Genomic DNA, 22,639 nt, shown 5'->3' on the forward strand with positions numbered 1-22,639 from the left:
TTTTTAAAAAGATATAGAAGGTCTTCTGCATCCAAACGCACCACTTTATTGCAGGGAGCAAGGCGTTATCGTAACTGACTAACCGGTTAGTGATTTGTGAAAACAAATTGTTAACTATTAGATGTGAATGGCTGCATCCTGACTCACGATTTACAGCTATATCAAAGCGTGGACGCAGTGAGTTCACTCACTATTTAGTCATCAGGAAAGGAGTTTAGCCTATGCAACCTCTCGGATATTCAATAGAACAAACATCACTGTCAGCGCAGCCATTAGACCTGCCAGACACATCCTCCAAGATCACCGTAGTGGCTTCCGACGTCGTTAAAAATCTGCTGGATAGAGTAAAAATCTCGATTCTGGACTTTACCGGCAAATCAAGTATAGCGCTGTCTTCTGTTGGCCTGGCTGCCAGTCTTGGCATGCTTCTGGCGAGTATGGATGATAAAGACAAGAAGGCAATGATTCTGGGCATCCCCGTAGAAGCCTTAACGGATGAGCTGGAGACTGAAATCCACAAAGAACTCGGCCAGCTCAGTCTAAAACACGCTTACGTTAAACACCTTGGTCAAAAACAGGCAATCTCTTGCACTAACTTTATAGCGACTAAAGATGCCACCAGGGATGAGCAGTTTGAAAAGAGGCTGTCTGAATGTTATCAAACCGAAAAACTGGAGTGTCCTGTCAGTTGCATAGCAGACGTCACAGAAACTTACATTAATGATGGCAAAATTAACAACTTGTTTGGTGGTTATTCTGAAGCTCAACGGCATGAAATTACAGCAGCCATAGTCAATGCGATGAGTTTCGATTTCAAGGGCATCTGGGAGACAAGTGCATCTTCAGATAAAATCACCACGGGCAATTTTATATGTACAACTGAAATTGATTTAAAGAAAGTTAAGATGATGAGTACAACTGATAATTTTCCAATTGCTGACAACGGACAATTCATTGCCATTGCCAAAGAATTAAAATCTGTAAATGGAGAAAACCTTAGATTGGTCGCAATAAAACCGCGTGTTGAATCTACGTCCACAATTACATTCCTTGATTCTGAAACAATTGATCACCTGATTGAAAGATTAAATGATAATAAAATGACATTAAACGTAAAGCTACCAAAAATAAACATGGAAACTTGTGAAAACCAATTATTCAAAAGAATTCATCAGGCATGTGAAATCAACACACTAGCAGCAGTAGATTTATCAAAATTAGGCAAACAGGCAGACCAAAATTTAAATATGATTCAGAAGATTACAGTAACCGTTGATGAACAAGATACTTGCAACCCATTGACCAATGCCGAAAAAACCACCGTAAAAGACGATCCTGAAACCCCTGACTTTGAATTTCTCTGCCCTGGCTACATTGGCATTGTAGACTCAGAAGGTAATCGGTTGCTTGATTTGGTCATTAAGGATGACAGATTTTTGGAAACAGTGGAAAACCCGGACTCTGACGACCTGATGTTTGATAGCTTTGATGACTCTGATAGCGATGATGATCTAACTCCCAAAAGAAACTATACATTTGATGCCAGATGGTACGCAGTTCAAAAAAGCGCAAATAATATAAAAAATATTGAAGACGCTATTGAAACCAGAATCAATGAGTTTCTTTCCAACCCTCTTCGCTATGGTGATATGACTATTTTAATACAACATAGATTTAACCAGGATGAAGAGCTTGAAATTATTAACGCTCGGGTAAAGTGCTTACCCGAAATAGATATCGATGTCGTTTCTTTGGATGACGCCAAAAAGCTTAAAAAAAGAATATTAGAATTAATTGGAGAAGAATATGAGGATTTACTTAGACTTGAAGATTTTATCGAATATTTTAGAGTTGAAGTTCAATCTAATGCATGGGATGCTCTGCTGGAAAAGTTAACTGCTAGCAAATCGTGAATAAATATAATGCTAATTAAGTGGCTAAAATAACCTCTGGACAATCATAAACAAAGAGCCAAATCCGGTTTTTAATCACCTCCGGATATTTTTATTAACATAAGCCTGAAAGCAAACCAGACTCCATAATTTGGAAAAATAGATAAGTTAAATTTTATGGCAGAACTTCGGAAAGAGAAACATCTGCCACGATAACGAGCCTCTATTGCAGGAAACAAAGTGTTATCGTAACTAACCGGTCAGTGATTTCTGAGAAAAGAAATAATTAAATATCAAGTACCAAGGGCAATACTGTAACCCGGGATTTATGGCTATTTGCTCAGCATGGAAGCAGTGAGTTTATTCTCACTAATTAATTTTTATCAAGAAAGGGAGAATAGACTATGCAACCTATCAGACAATCAACCGAACCAATGCAATGGCAGACATCAAAACCGCCAGTTAACTCCCTGGAGGTCTCCGAAAAGGCTTCTAATATCGTTACAAAACTGATCAGAAAGCTGTCACTCAAAATCCTGCCTAAGGCGGTCAATGACGACAAAAGCAAGGTAGTGTCTGCTACCAGCCTGGCACCGGTTCTGGGCATGCTTCTGGCGAGTATGGATGATAAAAAAAGGAAGGCATTGATTCTGGACATCCCCGTAGATACCTTAACTGATGACCTGGAGAATGCAATCCATAAAAAACTCGGTGAATTCAGCGTAAAACACGCTTATAGTAAGGATCCTGATCAGAAACAGGCAGTCTCTTGCGCTGGCTTTATGGCTACTGAAGATGCCAGCAGGGATGAGCAGTTTGATCAGAGGCTGTCTGAATGTTATCAAACTGAAAAGCTCGACTGTCATGACAGCTCCGTAGCACGCGTCGCAGGAAGTTACATTAATGAGAAAACCAATGGAAAAATTAAAAACTTGTTTGATTGTTATCCTGAAACTGAGCGGGATAAGATTAAAGCGGCCATTGGTAGCGTGATACAATTCGATTGTAACTGGGAGAAAGCATTTTCTCCAAATGATACAGTCCCGGGCAATTTTCTTTGCGCAGATGGAACTCATATTAATGACGTAAAGATGATGCAGATGTGGGAAAATTGCCACTATTCCTATAACAGAACATTTGGCGCCATAGCCAAAAATTTCCGATCTGTGAATGGAGAAAACCTTAGATTTGTTGCGATATCACCCCGCGAAGAAAGTGCAACAGCAATTAACTACCTTAGTTCCAAAATAATCACTGATCTGATTAGCGATACAAGACATAATAAAGCGATATTTAATATAACGCTACCTAAAATAAACGTAGTAGAAAGTTGTGATATTCAATTACTCGAGATAATTTGCGAGGCATTTGGAACCGACGTAATAGTCGCACAAGACTTAGCAAAATTAGGCAAACCGGAAAATAGTAATCTGAGTATTCTTCAGAAGACTGTACTATCCATTGATGAAGAAGGTGCTCAGAACAAGCTTTTGAGTGATGAAAGAATTTCTGTAAGGTGCTTACCCAAAGTAGGTAGCTTTGACTTTGTCTGCCCTGGTTACATTGCCATTGTAGACGAAAATGAAAATCGGTTGGTTGAGTTGATCATTAAGGATGGTCGTTTTTTTGAATTTGCTCCGGCCGAGACCATTTCTTCTGAAAGTTTGAACACTGATGACTGTAAAGCTGAAAGCAAAAGAGCTAAAATCGAAACCAACACAAATGGTAGGAAAAAGCTTGCTTCCAAAAAACGCGGAAAAAGCGGTAAAGCTAGTATTGACTCTATAATAGAGCACTTATCTGATAAAACAAAAATCAAAAGTATTGATGCGAGTCCTCTAATACGTCATAGCTTTGATCCGAATGGGGAGTTTAATATCGAAAGTGCCTATTCAGGTAGATCTGATTTATCTATCAAAACTCGTACCAAGGAAGACGCTATTAAAATCAAAGATAAAATATCAGAATGGCTGGATTACAAACATGAATGTTTTGTTAAAGTTTTCGAGATCTCTGATGGCTCTCATGTAGAAGTTTCATTTGACGCATGGGATGCACTGTTTAAGAAGTTAAAATCTACACATTCATAAATAAAATGCCAAATCCGGAGATTAACCATCTCCGGTTTTTTTTTAACAAAAGCTTAACCTGTAGTTGCCCCCACAGGTTAGACAAACGGACAATTAAAGTTTTCGGGCAGAGATACCTTCACTATGACAATCGGGCTCTATTGCAGGGAATAAGGTGTTATCGTAACTAACTAACCGGTCAGTGTTTTCTGAGAAAGGAAATACTTAAATATCAAGTACTAATGGCAATGCTGTAATTCATCATTTATGACTATTTGCAATAGCATGGAAGCAGTGAGTTTATTCTCACTACTTTGTATCAACCAAAGGAGAGAATACTATGCACTCATTTACCCCAACCGGAACAATTAGAACTTCAAGCCAGGCAATGCAATGGCAGCCATCTAATATGCCAGCAACATCCTTTGAGATCACCTCACAGGCTTCAGATATTGTTAAAAAACTGATAAATAAAGTGTCAATCGGGATCTTATGTACTCAGGATGCCAAGGACCACAAAAGCAAGGTGATCTCTTCTGTCAGCCTGGCTCCAGTACTGGGTATGCTTCTGTTGTGTATGGATGATAAAGCCAAAAAGGCATTGATTCTGGAAATCCCCGAAGAATCCTTAACTGATGAGCTGGAGACTGAAATCCATAAAAAACTCGGTGAATTCAGCAAAGACCACCCTTACGGAAGCCATCCTGATCAGTTGATCTCTTGCGCTAACTTTATTGCTTCTGCCTTTTGCGTCAGATTTGAGCAGTTTGAAAAAATACTCTCTGAATGTTATCTAACCCAAAAGCTGGAAGGTGCTTTCTGGGACGTAGCTGATGTCACAGAAGCTTTTGTTAAGGATAAAACCAAAGGAAAAATAGAAAAGTTGTTTGATGGGTTGAACGAAGTTAAAGCAGTAATTGGTAATGTAATAGATTGCCGGGCTGTCTGGGAGGATAGTTTTTCTCCAGATGAAACGGCTGCTGGACGTTTTCTATGTGCAAATGGAACTTGTATTGATAACGTCAAGATGATGTCTAAAACTGAAACGGTTCAATGTGCTTCTAACAGGAGATTTCGTGCCATCGCAAAGGAATTCCAATCTGTGAATGGAGAAGATCTTAAACTGGTCGCAATAAAGCCGCATAATAAAAGTGCCACAGCGATTGATAAACTTGATTCTGACACGATTAACGAGTTAACTGAACAATTAAATCATAGACAAGCGGAATATACGCTAACGCTACCCAAAATAAACATGGACAGTTGTGACACTCAGTTACTCAAGAAAATATGTAAGGTATTTGGAACTGACATAGTAGCGGGAGATCTAACAAAATTAGGCATTTCGGCAGATGATAATCTGGAGATGCTTCAGAAAATCATATTTTCTGTTGATGAAAAAGGTGCCAGCTGTGCGATGGCGACTGTTGCACAAATTCAAACAAGGTGCGAAAAACCTCGCTTTGATTTTGACTGCCCTGGCTACATTGCCATTTTAGACAAAAAAGGTAATCGGTTGATTGAGCTGGTCATTAAGGATGGCAGCTTTTTGGAGTGTGTTGGTGACCCTATAATCTCCACCGATGGAGAATCAGGCTCTAATAATCTGGCAAGTTTTAACAGTTTTTATATATCTGATAGCGAAGATGATAGTTTTTATAGCGAAGATGATAGTTTTTATAGCGAAGATGATCAAGAACCAGTGCATCGCAGTAAAATAGATTTACCCACAAAAATAAAGCTGGTAGAAAAAGACTTATCTGCAATAACACGCTTATCTTTTGACCCTCTTGAAACTATAGATGTGAGTGCTTTTATAAAAGACTGTTATAATCCGGATGGAAAGCTTGATATTAAAAGCGCTAAGGCAGATAATCACAGGCTAAATATGACAACATCTTCTTTCGATGACGCTAAAGATATCAAGAAAAGAATATTAAAATGCATTGGAGAAGGCTATAGTTGCTATGTTAATATTCACGAAAGAGCTACTCCTATTGAAGTAAGTGTTTTAATTAATCCTTGGAAAAAAATGATTGATCAAATAACTTCTGGATTTATCAGTTCTTATATTTCTGATAGCGAAGATGATAGTTCTTATAGCAAAGATGATCCAGAACCAGTGGATCGCAGTGAAATAGATTTATCCAAAAAAACAAAACTGGTGAAAAAAGACTTATCTGCAATAACACGCTTATCTTTTGACCCTCTTGAAACTGTAGATGTGAGCACTTTTATAAAAGACTATTATAATCCGGATGGAAAGCTTGATATTAAAAGCGCTAAGGCAGATAATCGCAGGTTAAAAATAACAACATCTTCTTTTGATAACGCTAAAGATATCAGGGAAAGAATATTAGAATCCATTGGAAAAGAATATATTGATTCTGTTAAGATTTATGAAAGAGCTAAACCTATTCAAGTAGATGTTTTAACTAATCCCTGGAAAAAAATGATTGATAAAATAACTTCAGGACCTACCGATTCTTATATTTCTGATAGCAATGATAATCCTATAATTACAACTGCTGAAAAAAAGAGCTCTGATAATCTGGAAACTCTTAACGATTATGATATGCCTGATAGCAAAGTTTATACATCTGATAATCAATTCACAATTGAGAAAGATGTAACCGATCTAACTTCGATGGATAGGATTAGTACTTTAATACAACACCACTATAATCCGAATAGCGAGTTTGATGTTCGGATCGATGTGGCAGATCATATGCAGCTAACACTCAATATGTCTTCTAAGGATGAAGTTATAGAGCTTAGAGAAAGAATATTAAAATCAATTGGAGATGAACATAGCAAATTTGTTAGGATACTCGGTCAAAATTCTCCTTTTGAATTAGAGGTTTCTTTTGAAGCTTGGGAAGCACTGCGCAATAAGTTAACTTCTAATCAATCATGAATCAATACAATGCCAAATCCGGAGATTAACCACCTCCGGATTTTTTATTAACAAAAGCTTAAACTATAGTGGCCCCATAGGATGGACAGACGGACAATTAAAGTTTTTCGGGCAGAGATACCTCCACTATGGCAACCAGGCTCTATTGCAGGGAACAAGGTGTTATCGTAACTAACTAACCGGTCAGTGATTTCAGAGAAAAGAAATACTTAAATATCAAGTATTAAGGGCAATGCTGTAGCCTGGCATTTATGGCTATTTCCTCAGCATGGAAGCAGTGAGTTTATTCTCGCTAATTAATTTGTATAAAGTAAAGGAGAGAAGGCTATGGAATCAATGAGAACTTCTATGAATACGGCGCAGTGGCAGCCATTTAATCTGCCAGACACATCCTTACAGACTACCTCACAAGCTTCTGATATTGTTAAAAAACTGCTGGACAAAGTGTCATTAGGCATCCTCAGCGCCAAAGGTGTCAGGGACGACGAAAGCAAGGTAGTGTCTTCTACCAGCCTGGCTCCGGTTTTGGGAATGCTTCTGGCGTGTATAGATGATAAAGCCAGGAAAGCAGCAGTTCTGGGTATCCCTGAAGAAGAATTAACTGATGAGCTAGAGTCTCAGATCCATAAAAAACTCGGTGAATTCAGTGTAAACCACCCTTATAGTAATGAGAAACAAGCACTCTCTAGCACTAACTTTATAGGTTCTGCCTCTGCCGTCATTAATGAGAAGCTTAATCAGATACTGTCTGCATGTTATCAAACCGAAAAGCTGAAATGTGATGGCCATAACAAGTTCCTGGCTGACGTCGCAGAAGCCTTCGTGAAATGGAAGACCAATGGAAAAATCGAAAAGTTGTTTCATGGTCATTCTAAAGATCGACGAGAACTAATTACAGCGGTAATAGGTAATGTGATGGAATTCGAGGGTATCTGGAAAGACAAATTTTCTAAAGACAAAACGGTCAACCGGCCATTTTATTGCGCAAATGGAAGTTTTATTACAAACGTCAAGACGATGAGATCGACTGAAGAGCTTCAATTTGCTAATACCCGTGCCTTTGATGCCATAGGCAAAGAATTCCAATCCGTGAATGGAGAAGACCTTAAATTAGTTGCAATTAAACCACGCTTTAAAGATCCTAAAGCGATTAACAAACTTGACTCTGAAACCATTAATCATCTGATTGAAAGATTAAATGATCATAAAGTAAAGATGGATCTAAGACTTCCGAAAATAAAATTAGATAATTGTTGTGATACCAGGTTACTCGAAAAAATTTCTGAGGTATTTGGAACCAACATAATAACGGCTGGTGATTTAACAAGATTAGGCGATTCATCATACTGTGATCTGGAAATACTTCAGAAGACCAAAGTATCTATTGGTGAAGAGGGAGCTTATGGTTCAGTCGCCACTGTCGCAACAACTACTCTTAGGGACCCATCCTCTCGTCCCAGCTTTGATTTTGATTGCCCTGGCTACATTGCCATTGTAGATAGTCAAGGTAATCGGTTGCTTGAGATGGTGATTAAGGATGGCAGCTTTTTAGAACTTGACGGTACACCTGTAATCATACCCGCTGAAAAACAGAGCTTTGGTATATCTGATAGTGATGATGATATGTCTGATAGTGACGATGATCAAAGCAGTCAAATCGATTTACCCACAAAAACAAAGATGGTACAAAAAGACTTATCTGTGATAACACAGTTATCTTTTGATCTTACTGAAAGTGTAGATGTGAGTACTTTTATAAATAACTATTATAATCCGAATGGGAAGCTTGATATTCAAAGCGCTAAGGCAGATAATGAACGTTTAACTATCAAAATCTCTTCTCTGCGTGACGCTAAAGATCTTAAAGAAAGAATATTAGAATCCATTGGAAAAGAATATGAATCTTCTATCAACGCTTATCCTCTTCAAGTACATATTTCAACTGATGCTTGGGAAAAAATGATTCATAGAATAACTTCTGGGCAATCATAAACAAAAAGGCAAATCCGGAGTATAATCACCTCCGGATTTTTTTATTAAAAAAAGCCTAAAAGTATCGTAGCCCCCATAATATGGACAGATAGACAAGTTAAGTTTTATAGCAGTACTTTGGACAGAGATAAATCCACCATGGTAACGGCCTCTATGGCAGGAAACAAGATGTTATCGTAACTAACTAACCAGTTAGTGATTAATGCGAAAGCAAATACTTAACTCATAGTAATGCTACATAACACAGAATTTACGGCTATTTGAAAAGCATGCGCTGTCCGCAAACATGGAAGCAGTGTGTTTATCCTGAATAAAAATAAATTTTTATCAGAGTTAGGAGAAAATATAATGGGACCTATTAGACATTCATTAAGACAATTATCATTGTCATCGCAACTACTAAATGTTCGAAACACATCCTTCAAAACCACCTCACAGGCTTCATATCTTGTTAAAAAACTGATTGATAAAGTGTCATTAGGAATTCTGAACGCTGCAGACGCCAGGGACGATAAAAGCAAGGTAGTGTCTTCTACCAGCCTGGCTCCGGTTCTGGGTATGCTTCTGGCGAGTATGGATGATAAAGCCAGAAAGGCATCGGTTTTGGGTATCTCTAAAGAAGACTTAACTGATAAAATGGAAACTGAGATCCATAAAAAACTAGGTGAATTCAGCGTTAACCATCCTTACGCCAAGGATCCGGATCAGAAACAGGCACTCTCTTGCAGTAACTTCATAGGTTCTACCTCTGCCCTCGGGAATGAGAAGCTTAATCAGACACTGTCTGAATGTTATCACACCGAAAAACTGGAATGTCATGACCATGACAGGTGCCTGGCCGATGTCGCAGAAGATTACGTGAAAGAGAAGACCAATGGAAAAATCGAAAAGTTGTTTCATGGTCATTCTAAAGCTCGACGAGAACTAATTAAAGCGGTGATAGGTCATGTGATGGAATTCGACGGTATTTGGAAAGATGAATTCTCTGAAGACAAAACGGTCCACCGCCCATTTAATTGCGCAAATGGAAGTTTTATTAGAAACGTCAAGATGATGTCTTCAACTGAAGAGCTTCAATTTGTTGAGACCAGTGAATTTGATGCCATTGGTAAAGAATTCCAATCCTTGAATGGAGAAGACCTTAAATTAGTTGCAATACAACCACACTTTGAAGATCCTGAAGTGATTAATAAACTTGACTCTGAAACCATTAATCATCTGATTGAAAGATTAAATGATCGTAAAGTGAAGATGGATCTAAGACTTCCGAAAATAAAAATAGAGAATAGTTGTGATACCAGGTTACTCGACAAAATTTCTGAGGTATTTGGAACCAACATAATAAAGGCCGCTGATTTAACAAGATTAGGCGATTCATCAGACGGTGATCTGGAGATACTACAGAAGACCAAAGTATCCATTGGTGAAAAGGGAGCTTATGGTACAGTGGCCACTGCCGCAACAACTACTCTCAGGGACCCATCCTCTCGTCCCAGCTTTGAGTTTAATTACCCTGGATACATTGCCATTGTCGATGGACAAGGTAATCGGTTGCTTGAGATGGTGATTAAGGATGGCAGCTTTTTTGAGCTTGGCGGTACACCTGAAATCACACCCGCTGGAAAACAGAGCTCTGACAACCAGTCAGGTTATTACGATTTTGACATGTCTGATAGTGAAGATGATATGCCTGATAGTGACTATAATACAGAGCCTAAAATCGATTTGCCCACAAAAATAAGGCTGGTACAAGAAGACTTATCTGCAATAAAACGGTTATCTTTTGACTTTTTTGAAACTGTAAATGTGAGTAATTTTATAAAAGACTATTATGATCCGGATGGGAAACTTGAAATTAAAAGCGCTATGGCAGATGATAAAATTTTAACACTCGAATTCTTTTCTTCGGATGACGCTAAAGATCTTAAAGAAAGAATATTAAAATCCATAGGAGAAGAATATAGATCTGCTGTTAAGATTTATGAAAGAGATAATCCTGTTGAAATAATAGTTAATAATAATACCTGGCATAAAATGATTGCTAAAATAACTTCTGGACAATCATAAAAAAAAGCCAAATCCGGAGTTTAATCAGCTCCGGATTTTTTTATTAACAAAAGCCTGAAAGCAAACTAGCCCCCATAAAATGAACAGATAGACAAGTTAAGTTTTATGGCAGGAAACAAGATGTTATCGTAACTAACTAACCAGTTAGTGATTAATGCAAAAGCAAATACTTAACTCATAGTAATGCTACATAACACAGAATTTACGGCTATTTGAAAAGCATGCGCTGTCCGCAAACATGGAAGCAGTATGTTTGTCCTGAATAAAAAATTAATTATTATCAGAGTTAGGAGAAAATATTATGCACCCTATTGGACATTCATTCAGACAATTTTCATTGTCATCGCAACCGCTAAATCTGCGAAACACATCCTTCAAAGCCACCTCACAGGCTTCATATCTTGTAAAAAAATTGATTGATAAAGTGTCATTAGGAATTCTGAACGCCTTAGACGACAGGGACAATAAAAGCAAGGTAGTGTCTTCTGCCAGCCTGGCTCCGGTTCTGGGTATGCTTCTGGCGAGTATGGATGATAAAGCCAGAAAGGCATCGATCCTGGGTATCTCTAAAGAAGAGTTAACTGATGAGATGGAGATTGAGATCCATAAAAAACTAGGCGAATTCAGCGTTAACCATGCTTACGCCAAGGATCCGTATCAGATACAGAAGGTACTCTCTTGCGCTAACTTTATAGGTTCTGACTCTGCCGTCATAAACGAGCATCTTGATCAGATACTGTCTGTATGTTATCAAACCGAAAAGCTGGACCGTCCTGACCAGGACAGGTGCCTGGCCGACATCGCAGAAGACTTCGTGAAAGAGAAGACTCATGGAAAAATCAATAAGTTGTTTCATGGTCATTGTAAAACTCGACGAGAACTGATTACAACGGTAATTGGCAATGTGATGGAATTCGAGGGTATCTGGGAGAGGCCATTTTCTAAAGAAAAAACGGCCTCGGGCAAATTTATCTGCGCAGACGGAAGTATGATTGAAAACGTCAAGATGATGAAGTCAACTGAAAACGTGCAATTTTTTGATAATGGAAAATTTGGTGCCATTGGCAAAAATTTCCGATCAGTGAATGGTGAAGATCTTAAATTAGTCGCAATAATAACCCCTGATGACAGTCCGACAGGGATTAACAACCTTGATTCTGATACAATCAATCACCTGATTGACGGATTAAATGGCCGTAAAAAAGAGATGGATCTAATGCTACCCAGGATAAAAATAGACGGCAGTTGTGACACCAATTTACTCGACAAAATTTCTCAGACATTTGGAGCCGATGTCATAAGGTCTGAAGATTTAACAAGATTAGGCCATCCCTCAAATTGTGATCTGGAAATTCTTCAGAAGACCAGAGTATCCATTAATGAAGAGGGAGCTTATGGTCAAGTTGCCACTGCCGCAACAAGAACACTCAGAGGCTTCGGTACAAAAAAACCACCACACTTTCATTTTGTCTCCCCTGGTTACATTGCCATTGTAGATGGACAAGGCAATCGGTTGGTGGAGATGCTGATTAAGGATGGCAGCTTTTTAGAATTTTATGCGGCCGGGAATGACTCAGCTGAAAGCTTGAAATCTAATGATTTGAAATCTGATAAAAGTTTGAAACCAAATGACTTGACAGCTGATAGCAAAATGACTCCTATCGAAAATTACAAAAATTACAGAAAAATAGATGAACCCAAAAAAGACGAAAAAATTATTGAAGAAACTATTAACTCTATAGAATATATGTTACCAGATGATGAATCTATTGATGTGAGTAAACTAATATACCATAAGTTTGATCCGAAAGAGGATTTTAATATCAAAAGTGCCAAAGCAGTTAAATCCAGATTAGCTATCCATACTGGTAGTAAGGATAATGCCCTTGATATCAGAGAAAGAATATTAGAATGGCTTGATTACAAACATGTAGATTTTGTTAAAGTTTGGCATGGTTTTGATGGCTTTGAAGTAGAAGTTTCAAATGATGCCTGGGATGCACTGCGGAAGAAATTAACTTCTACACAATCATAAATAAAATGCCAAATCCGGAGATTAACCACCTCCGGATTTTTTATTAAAAAAAGCTTCAGGGACTCAGCTTGCGAATTTCAGCCAACAACTCATCACTATGGTGGCAAAGCATGCCTCACCTGCACCATTGACGACCCTCTTGTCATTTTTTGCTTATCGTCGCAGCCTGGATAATAACTTGCCACCACAAGAATACTGTATATAATCACAGATACTGTATAAAAAAACAGATTGAGAGACCATGATCAAACTGACTAAACGGCAATCCGAGATACTGGACCTGATCAAATCTCATATTGACGAGACAGGTTTCCCACCCACCAGGGCCGAAATCGCCAAGACCTTCGGCTTTCGCTCACCCAATGCTGCCGAAGAACATCTCAGGGCACTGGCCCGTAAAGGCGCTATCGAGATTACCCCCGGCGCCTCCCGTGGTATCCGCATTCCAGACAGCCAGCCTGAAGGCCTTCCGATTATCGGACAGGTTGCTGCCGGGAACCCGATCCTCGCCCAGGAACATATCGAAGACCACCTGATGCTCAATCCCGCTTTCTTCACCCCATCGGCAGACTTCCTGTTAAGGGTAAAAGGAATGAGCATGAAGGACATCGGGATTCTTGATGGTGACCTGCTGGCCGTTCACAAGACAACAGATGTTCGAAACGGTCAGGTTGTCGTCGCCCGGATTGAAGATGATGTCACCGTGAAAAGATTCGAGAAACAGAAAAACAAAGTATTGCTGCATCCGGAAAACGACGAGTTCGAAACCATAGTCGTTGATCTCACTCAGGATGCCTTTGCCATCGAAGGTTTAAGCGTCGGAGTCATCAGAAATCAGTCCTGAGACGGAATAAGATGAGCCTGACCATTACCAGAGACACTACTCACAACAGGCAGCTGTTGTTAAAGGCCCACTACGCTGAAGTGCGAATAACAAACAGCGTCCGGGCTATGCCAGAAGGAAGAATTTATGCTGTACCGAACCAGCAGTGAAAGGCACAATTTTTCAGCCCCAAGCTACCAGACCAATACAGTCTGCATTAACCCCTCGCGCCTAGAAAAGACTTTATCAGGAAAAACTGAAAAGTCTCTGAAGCCCAGTATTAATGAACTCATTCTTTCAGGTCAACCCTGGCAGGCAGAAGAACTCCTGACGCCCATGCTCAGTCAGCTGTCCACTGACAGTGAACGTTGGTTGACCCTGATTCTGGCAGATGACACCAGAACCCTGCACTGGTTAAAGAATTGCGACTTAAATCATGACAAGGTGCAAATCTTTAGCTCCAACAATATTAATCAGACATTGGAACTCACCAGGAAAGCGCTGGCATCCGGAACCAGCCACACTGTCATCAGCTGGCTGGGGCATTTGGATAAAGGGTGGCTAACTAAGCTTGAAAGCGCAGCCAGGAATGGACAGTGTCAGGGGCTGGCTATTCGCAGTAGACAGGTTGCATGATGCCCGTCATTTTCATGAAAATGGAGTCAGTGCAGTACTCTGTTCTCAGGAATCTCTTCTTCAGAGGATTGCGGACGAGTGAGTTCAGCAACTTCACGCATGCCAGCATCAAACATGACCTTTGCCACTTGCAAATGGTCCCCTTCAAGATACTGTTTGGCTTCCTCTGAAAATTTCATAGTCAGCAGGGGCTCACCCTCGTCGTCACTGCTTCGCAGAACAATCTCTCCTGTTGGAAGTTCCACAATTTCCAAAAACGATGCAGCCATATTTCGTTCCATAAATAGCGTATAAGAGGGAGAAATCATGCAGCATTGTGACTTATGATGCAATAGGTCAGTAGAGAGTAATGCAAAGTGTTATTGCAGACTGGAAAGTAAAAACCCTTAAAAGAGCTGCAGCTTTTGCCCCCGTATTGCAGCATACACACGATAAACTGGAATTAATCAGGCTGTTAGCGACAGAGCAAAGCCCAACACTTTCGCACCATTCATCGTGCCATAATCAACAGGGCTGATCGCCTCAACCGGAACAGCATATTCGGCAGCACGCAGCTTGAGATCATTCAACATATATTTAACCTGAGGACCCAGCAGAACAACATCGAAACAGGCTACCTGTTCATCGAAATGACTAGCGCCGAAGGCTTCAACCTCGACTTCTTCACTCCGACTTTCAGCTGCTTCGCGCATTTTCTCCACGAACATGCTGGTAGACATACCTGCCGAACAGCACAGCATGATCTTAGTCATAAGATACCTCTGATCAAATTGAACAACAGCCATAAACAACAGAGTTCTAAACATTCCCACAATCATGCACGGTTTGAATCAATCCAGGCACACTATTATGAGTCATGAATCAGATCTAAAAAATCTAATCACCATTCAAGATTGAAATTTCTAAAGTGCCCTACCAACTCCTTGAGGGAGGCAAGAATACTCTTGGCACTTTCTGGCGTCTTAATACCTTTGGTGACTTCACTAGTATCCGAAGCAATCATAATCATACTGCTATTACTTGAATATGATTGTATATTACCATTAGCATTAAAAATATCGTCATAAGCTTTAAGTAAATCTGCCAGCCAACTGTCCGATGACTCCAGCTGCTTTAACTGCTCGAGTTCAGACACTTCTGCAGGTTGCTCATCCATCAATCTGCAAGCATCTTCCAGAGACAGCAACCGGGTCAGCTGCTCACCGTAGGGAGACAATATCTCCGCCAGCATCGAGGAATAGGCTTGACTGGCATGCATCAGAAATGCCTCTCGAAAAGCCTCCTGCTCAAAAGCTTCTGCTCTTTCCCAGGCATCCAGCTGTAAACGGGCATAGTGTAATTTTTTGTTGGTATGGGAACGCCACTGCTCAGACATAATCTTTCTCAAAAATAAAAAGACCTCCACGGATCTCTGTGAAGGTCTTGTTTGTGACGAGGCCAGGTCAGGATTTTTTACGCTTCCTGGTGACTTTTTCTTCCCACCTGCCGTCCTGGAAGGTAGCACTCCACCCTGTCGCCTTACCTTCAGACTCAGTCATAACATACTGAGTCCTGGTTTTGCGACTGTAGCGAATGATTGCGGGATTACCATCAGCATCCTGTCTCGGTGCATCCAGAAGATAATGATACTTTGGATCAATAGCCGCCTGATGCGGGATCAGTTCACTGACCAGAGGAGCACGGGTCTCACGGTTCTTTGGGAACTGACTGGCCGCCAGAAAAAGACCTGAGGCACCATCTCTGAGAATATAATGATCATCCACTTTCAGACATTTGAGCTCAGGCATGGGTACCGGATCCATTTTGGGGGGAGCCGCTTCCCCGCTTTTCAAGAGCTTACGGGTGTTTTTACACTCGCTGTTGGTACAACCAAAGTATTTACCAAAGCGTCCGGATTTGAGCTGCATCTCAGAACCGCACTTGTCACATTCAAGCACGGGACCATCATAACCCTTGAGTTTGAACTGACCTTTTTCCACTTCATAGCCAGAGCAGTCCGGGTTATTACCACAGACATGAAGCTTACGCTGCTCATCAATCAGGTAGCTTTCCATTGCCGTAGAACACTTGGGACAACGATGCATAGCCCGCAAGGCGTTGACTTCTGCATTCTCGTCGTCAGCATCTTCAACTTCTTCGCCGGGCACCAGATTAATGGTACATTTACAACGCTCCCTGGGCGGGAGCGAGTAACCGGAACAGCCCAGAAATACTCCCGTACTGGCCGTGCGAATCATCATATCCCTGCCACAATCAGGACATTTGATATCGGTAGGAGAAGGGTCATTGGATCGCATACCGTCGCTGTCGTCTTCAGCCTGCTCCAGCTTGCTGCTGAAATCACTGTAGAAACTGTCCAGCAGATCTTTCCAGTTCTCACCACCTTCAGCCACTACATCGAGATTGGACTCCATCTTGGCGGTAAAGTTGTAATCCATGAGATCATGGAAGTTCTCAACCAGCCGGTCTGTGACAATATCGCCCATTTTCTCGGCATAGAAACGACGATTTTTCAGGGAAACATAACCGCGATCCTGAATCGTCGAAATGATGGAAGCGTAAGTCGAGGGCCTGCCAATGCCACGCTTCTCAAGCTCTTTTACCAGAGCCGCTTCACTGAAACGGGCCGGCGGTTTTGTAAACAGCTGTTTCGGGTCCAGTTTTTTCAGATCCAGCGGATCACCTTTTTCCAGAGCCGGCAGAATGATGTCTTCACCCTTTTTGGCTATGGCTGCCATAACCCGGGTGTAACCATCAAACTTGAGGGTTCTGCCCCTCGCTTTGAGATCAAAGTCGTCCACCCGAACTGTCAGGGACGTACTCAGGTACTCCGCAGGCGTCATCTGACAGGCAACAAACTGTCTCCAGATCAGTTCATAGAGCCGCTCTGCATCCTTCTCAAGACCGGAAATAGAGCCTGGCTCAGCAGTCACAGAGGATGGACGTATTGCTTCGTGAGCCTCCTGAGCGCCTTCTTTACTGGAATACCGGTTCGGATTTTCAGGCAGATACCTTGAGCCGAACGTACCATCGATAAATTCCCGGGCACTCTCCACCGCTTCCTGACTCAGATTGGTCGAGTCAGTACGCATGTAGGTGATGTGACCCGCTTCATAAAGACGTTGGGCCATCATCATGGTCTTCTTGACACTGAATCCCAGACGCGTACTGGCCGCCTGCTGCAGGGTTGAGGTAATGAAGGGTGCAGAAGGACGACTTCGGGTCGGTTTGTCTTCACGCACGGTCAGCTTGTAATCAGCCTGTCTCAGCTTTTCAAGAACAACTCCGGTGGCAGCCTCACTGACAGGTCTGAAGGCATCGCCAGCTTCTTTGGCCACCTGAAAACGGATAACTTCTCCATTTTCCGTAGCCAGGTCAGCGTAAACTTCCCAGTACTCTTCCGGGATAAAGCTTCTGACTTCACGCTCCCGCTCAACAATCAACTTAACCGCTACTGACTGCACCCGCCCTGCTGACAGGCCACGGGCAATTTTAGCCCAGAGCAGAGGAGAAACCATATAACCTACTACACGATCGAGGAATCGCCTTGCCTGCTGGGCATTGACCCGGTCAATATTGAGAGAGCCGGGCTCTTTGAAGGCTTCCTGGATGGCATTCCTGGTAATTTCGTTGAAGACTACCCGCCTATAACGACCAGGCTCCCCCCCAATGGCTTCCTGAAGATGCCATGCGATGGCCTCTCCCTCACGATCCAAATCGGTTGCGAGGTAAATTGTGTCAGCTGATGCGGCAAGTCGACGCAGCTCGTCAACCACCTTCTCTTTGCCGGGCAGTATCTCGTAACGTGCCTGCCAGCCTTTTTCAGGGTCGATGCCCATTCTTTCAATCAGCTGTTCTTTGGCTTTGCGCTTCTTATGGATGATTTTCTGCTCAGGAGATAGCTTACGTGTCTCAGCAGCAGCCTTTGCCCGAGCTTTGGGGTCCACAGGCTTCCTGGAGCCACCTGCGGTGGGCAAATCACGAATGTGACCAACACTGGACTTAACAACAAAGTCCTTGCCCAGATATTTGTTTATTGTCTTCGCCTTGGCCGGCGACTCGACGATAACTAAAGATTTACCCATGCTACCTTACACGTCCTGTAATCAGCTCCATTGTTCCGGTTATGCTGACCAGCCTGGAAAAAAGATCATAAAACACTCAGTGCTGTCTGCGACCAAAACAAGAAAGGTCGGGAATTGAAAATTGTTTCAATATATAAGGTCAAGAAAAACATCGGTCAAGGAAAACCCTGCAATGATCCTGAATTTTTCTCGAACGACCCTCTTATTTATCGTTTCACAGCCTCAATGATTAATCCAGCCAGTTATAAGCAATAATATCCTTGAATATCAAAAGATTATTTAATTACTGTGAAGCCTGACAGATTTCATGATGATCATTGACGGGAAAAAATGTCGGGTTTTACCGACAAAATAACTTATGCAGACACTGAAAAATATACTCATTTTCGAAGCAGAATCTCTGCATAAAAATGCATCAAAAAGGAATACCCCGGAATAGAATTCCGGGGCGAGTACTTTCAGGCAGGATAAGCCAGACAGGAACCCGTCTGGCAAAGGCCGACGCCTTACAGACGTTCAAATACCGTAGTAATACCCTGACCCAGACCTACACACATGGTTGCTACACCGAGCGTACCATTGTTCTGCTTCATTACATTCAGCAGAGTACCGGAGATGCGGGCACCAGAGCATCCGAAGGGGTGACCCAGGGCAATAGCGCCACCGTGCAGATTCACCTTCTCATCCATCTTGTCGAGCAGGTTCAGGTCTTTCAGGACAGGCAGAGCCTGAGCAGCAAAGGCTTCATTCAACTCAACATGATCAATGTCATCGATAGTCAGTCCTGCACGCTCGAGAGCTTTCTTGGTGCTGGGCACAGGACCATAGCCCATGATGGACGGATCAACACCGGCAACTGCCATGGAACGAATCACAGCCATTGGCTGAAGACCCAGGTCCTGTGCACGCTGTGCAGACATAACAATCATGCAGGAAGCACCATCGGTAATCTGGGAAGACGTTCCGGCTGTCACTGTCCCTTTCGGGTTAAAGGCAGGCTTCAACTGCGCCAGTCCTTCGAGTGTGGTTTCAGGACGGATCGTCTGATCTTCGGTGAAAACGGCCAGATTGCCATCATCATCATGTCCCTGCATAGGGATGATCTCATCTTTAAACTGACCGGCTTTGGTCGCTTCCCAGGCTCTCATGTGAGACCTCACACCAAATTCATCCTGGGCTTCACGAGTAATGCCGTGCATCAACCCCAGCATTTCTGCAGTCAGACCCATCATACCAGCAGCTTTGGCAGCGTACTTGGACAAGCGCGGGTTAGGATCCACTCCGTGCATCATACCCACATGGCCCATGTGCTCAACACCACCTACAACAAAGACATCACCGTTACCGGTTTGAATAGCCTGAGCAGCGGTGTGCAGTGCGCTCATGGAAGAACCACAAAGACGGCTGACAGTCTGGGCTGATGAAGTATGAGGAATGGGAGTCATCAAAGACGCCATACGGGCGACGTTCCAACCCTGCTCCAGAGTCTGGTTGACACAGCCCCAGATCACGTCTTCAACTTCTTCAGGGTTAACACCGGGATTACGGTTCAATACTCCGGTGATAAGGTTGGCAGACAGGTCATCGGCACGGACATTTCGGTACATGCCACCCTTTGAGCGACCCATAGGGGTCCGCCCAAAGTCAACAATTACGGCGTCTCTCGGATTAAGGCTCATAGTCAATTCTCTCTTAAATCTGTTGCTCGTGATTAACCATTTTTTTGTCGCTCAAGGCTGTTTACGCGCCGTAAAACGTCTTGCCTTCACGGGCCATTTCCCGCAGCTTTTCAGTAGGCTGATACAGAGGACTGATGTGAGCGTACTGATCAGCCAGTTCAACGAATTTGTCGACACCCATGCTATCGATGTACTTCAGGGCGCCGCCTCGGAAAACCGGAAAGCCGATGCCGTTGAGCAGAGCCAGGTCAGCCTCAGCAGCTGTATCAACAATGCCGTCTTCCAGTGTACGAACGGTTTCCATACACAGTGGAATCATCATGCGATCAATAATTTCCTGAGTCTCAAACTCACGACTTTCACCAGCCACTTCAGAGAGAAGCTCATAAGCCGCTTCGTCGACCACCTTTTTGGGCTTACCTTTCTTGTCCTGCTCGTACTTGTAGAAGCCGACATTGTTTTTTTGTCCGTAACGCCCATTCTCGAACATCACGTCAATGGCACTCTTCCAGTCACGGGACATACGGTCGGGGAAACCTTCAGCCATCACTTTTTCCGCATGAGAGCCAGTATCGATACCCACTACGTCAAGCAGGTAAGCCGGACCCATTGGCCAGCCAAACTTCTCCATGACTTTATCGACTTGCTGGAAGTCGGCACCGTCTTTCACCAGCGCGGCGAAACCACCAAAGTACGGGAACAGCACCCGGTTAACCAGGAACCCGGGGCAGTCATTAACAACGATAGGAACCTTACCCATCTTCTTGGCATAAGCAACAACCGTTGCCACCGTTTCTTCGCTGGTCTTCTCACCACGAATCACTTCCACCAGAGGCATTGCGTGAACCGGGTTGAAGAAGTGCATGCCACAGAATTTTTCGGGTCTTTTCAGATCCTTAGCCAGCTCTGTTATTGAAATGGTTGAAGTATTGGAGGCCAGAACAGCGTCCTCACTGACGTGATTTTCTACTTCGCCCAGGACTGCCCTCTTAACATTGACGTTTTCGACAACGGCTTCGACAACGACATCAACATCACCAAACTCACTGTACGACAGAGTTGGAACAATGTGATTAAGAACCTCTCCCATTTTCAGAGGGTCCATACGACCACGGGCCACTCGCTTGGACAGCAGCTTGCTGGCCTCGCTCAACCCCAGATTCAGACCTTCCTGAGCGATGTCTTTCATCAGGATGGGAGTGCCTTTATAAGCAGATTGGTATGCAATACCACCACCCATGATGCCGGCGCCCAGAACAGCGGCTTTCTCAACTTTACCTGCCTTTTTGGTCAGCTCCTTGGTCTTCTTCTTGAGCATCTGGTCGTTCAGAAACAGACCCACCAGGACGTCAGACACAGGCGTCTTGGCCAACTTGACGAAACCTTCAGCTTCCACTTTCAGGGCTTCGTCTCTTGGCAGCTCGGCATGCTTTTTGATCGCTTTGACAGAAGCCACAGGTGCTGGCATGTGAGGGCCCGCTTGCTGCTTGACAACCGCCGTAGCTGTTTCAAAAGCCATCAGCGATTCCAGCAAAGGCAGCTTGAGAGGTGAACGCTTTTCATCCTTACGGGCATTGTAATCCAGCTCACCTGCCAGGCAGCGTTTGATGATAGCTACCGCTGAGTCCACCAGCTTTTCGGTTTCAACGACTGCGTCTACAGCACCCACTTTCAGAGCTGCATCAGGCTTCTGTTCACGACCGGCAGCAATCCACTCGATCGCGTTATCAACACCGATCAAACGTGGCAAACGGACAGTCCCACCCCATCCCGGGTAGATACCGAGTTTAACTTCAGGCAGGCCGACACCGCCTTTGTTGGACAGAACACGATAGTCAGCACACAGGCAGATCTCAAAACCACCACCCAGAGCGCTGCCATTGATGGCGGCAACGGTCGGCATATCCAGATCTTCAAAACTGCTGAAGGTCTGGTTTACGCCCATGACCATCTCCATCAGTTCACTCTCTTCCTGACGGAAGTTGGAAGTGAACTCCTTGATATCAGCACCAACAATGAAAACGCCTTCCTTGCCACTGGTAAGAACGACACCCTTAATGGTGCCGTCCGACTTGATGGCCTGGACTGCAGCATTAAGATCTTCAATGGCAAGCCGGTTGAACTTGTTCACCGACTCCCCATCCAGGTCAAATCTCAACTCAGCGATGCCGCTTTCAAGTGCCAGAACCTTGAACGCTTTCCCCTGATATATCATTTATCTCTCTCCGGACGGATTGAAAAAGGTTGTCCTGATAACTGACGTCTGAACAAATGGCGCCAGAAGTCTGACTGAAAATAGTGCCTTTAACGAAAATGGCAGATTATTCTCAGTAAGACTCCTGATGAATACATCTCAGACTGTGTTCGCCAGAAATTCATACAACCGTTTGAATTTTTGAGCCTACCTTCTTTGAATTTTTTATCAATGTCAAGGAAATGAACAC

General features: G+C 42.9%; 14 protein-coding genes. 8 read left to right on the forward strand and 6 right to left on the reverse strand.

Annotated features, from left to right (window positions below; genetic code table 11):
* Window positions 1–221: 221 nt before the first annotated feature.
* From ACOJUO_RS20435 to ACOJUO_RS20470, 8 genes are all read left to right on the forward strand, one after another.
* Complete coding sequence (locus tag ACOJUO_RS20435) at window positions 222–1,913, forward strand: serpin family protein (protein ID WP_422137968.1); 1,692 nt, start codon at window positions 222–224, stop codon at window positions 1,911–1,913.
* A gap of 383 nt (window positions 1,914–2,296) precedes the next feature.
* Window positions 2,297–3,982, forward strand: coding sequence for a serpin family protein (locus ACOJUO_RS20440; protein WP_422137969.1), 1,686 nt, complete (start codon window positions 2,297–2,299; stop codon window positions 3,980–3,982).
* Between the two features lie 319 nt (window positions 3,983–4,301).
* Window positions 4,302–6,878 carry a serpin family protein gene (locus ACOJUO_RS20445; RefSeq protein ID WP_422137970.1) on the forward strand — a complete coding sequence of 859 codons (2,577 nt, stop codon included), beginning with the start codon at window positions 4,302–4,304 and terminating at the stop codon, window positions 6,876–6,878.
* Window positions 6,879–7,205: 327 nt separating this feature from the next.
* Window positions 7,206–8,870, forward strand: coding sequence for a serpin family protein (locus tag ACOJUO_RS20450; protein WP_422137972.1), 1,665 nt, complete (start codon window positions 7,206–7,208; stop codon window positions 8,868–8,870).
* 297 nt (window positions 8,871–9,167) lie between these two features.
* Window positions 9,168–10,937: a serpin family protein gene (locus tag ACOJUO_RS20455; RefSeq protein WP_422137974.1), complete on the forward strand. Its 1,770-nt coding sequence runs from the start codon at window positions 9,168–9,170 to the stop codon at window positions 10,935–10,937.
* A 301-nt stretch (window positions 10,938–11,238) separates the two neighbouring features.
* The gene (locus tag ACOJUO_RS20460; RefSeq protein ID WP_422137975.1) at window positions 11,239–12,972 is read left to right on the forward strand and encodes a serpin family protein; all 1,734 of its coding nucleotides are present in this window, start codon (window positions 11,239–11,241) and stop codon (window positions 12,970–12,972) included.
* Between the two features lie 241 nt (window positions 12,973–13,213).
* Window positions 13,214–13,816, forward strand: a complete 603-nt coding sequence (gene lexA / locus ACOJUO_RS20465) for a transcriptional repressor LexA (protein WP_422137976.1) — start codon at window positions 13,214–13,216, stop codon at window positions 13,814–13,816.
* A gap of 126 nt (window positions 13,817–13,942) precedes the next feature.
* Entirely contained in the window at window positions 13,943–14,431 is a 489-nt protein-coding gene (locus tag ACOJUO_RS20470; RefSeq protein ID WP_422137977.1) for a SulA-like leucine-rich domain-containing protein, read from the forward strand.
* A gap of 26 nt (window positions 14,432–14,457) precedes the next feature.
* Here ACOJUO_RS20470 and ACOJUO_RS20475 read toward each other — a convergent pair whose 3' ends face one another.
* The 6 genes from ACOJUO_RS20475 to fadB all read right to left on the reverse strand — a co-directional run bounded on the left by ACOJUO_RS20475 (window position 14,458) and on the right by fadB (window position 22,410).
* Window positions 14,458–14,700: a hypothetical protein gene (locus tag ACOJUO_RS20475; RefSeq protein WP_422133776.1), complete on the reverse strand. Its 243-nt coding sequence runs from the start codon at window positions 14,698–14,700 to the stop codon at window positions 14,458–14,460.
* 177 nt (window positions 14,701–14,877) lie between these two features.
* On the reverse strand, window positions 14,878–15,183 hold the full coding sequence (locus ACOJUO_RS20480) for a PTS sugar transporter subunit IIB (RefSeq protein ID WP_422137978.1): 306 nt from the start codon (window positions 15,181–15,183) through the stop codon (window positions 14,878–14,880).
* Window positions 15,184–15,311: 128 nt separating this feature from the next.
* Complete coding sequence (locus ACOJUO_RS20485; protein ID WP_422133778.1) at window positions 15,312–15,806, reverse strand: DUF6586 family protein; 495 nt, start codon at window positions 15,804–15,806, stop codon at window positions 15,312–15,314.
* Between the two features lie 67 nt (window positions 15,807–15,873).
* Window positions 15,874–18,516 carry a type I DNA topoisomerase gene (topA, locus tag ACOJUO_RS20490; RefSeq protein ID WP_422133779.1) on the reverse strand — a complete coding sequence of 881 codons (2,643 nt, stop codon included), beginning with the start codon at window positions 18,514–18,516 and terminating at the stop codon, window positions 15,874–15,876.
* Between the two features lie 506 nt (window positions 18,517–19,022).
* The gene (fadA, locus tag ACOJUO_RS20495; protein ID WP_422133780.1) at window positions 19,023–20,195 is read right to left on the reverse strand and encodes an acetyl-CoA C-acyltransferase FadA; all 1,173 of its coding nucleotides are present in this window, start codon (window positions 20,193–20,195) and stop codon (window positions 19,023–19,025) included.
* A gap of 61 nt (window positions 20,196–20,256) precedes the next feature.
* Window positions 20,257–22,410, reverse strand: coding sequence for a fatty acid oxidation complex subunit alpha FadB (fadB, locus tag ACOJUO_RS20500; RefSeq protein WP_422133781.1), 2,154 nt, complete (start codon window positions 22,408–22,410; stop codon window positions 20,257–20,259).
* Window positions 22,411–22,639 lie beyond the last annotated feature (229 nt).

Source organism: Endozoicomonas sp. ALC020, from assembly GCF_049275935.1.
In the GTDB taxonomy this organism is placed as follows: Bacteria; Pseudomonadota; Gammaproteobacteria; order Pseudomonadales; family Endozoicomonadaceae; genus Endozoicomonas_A.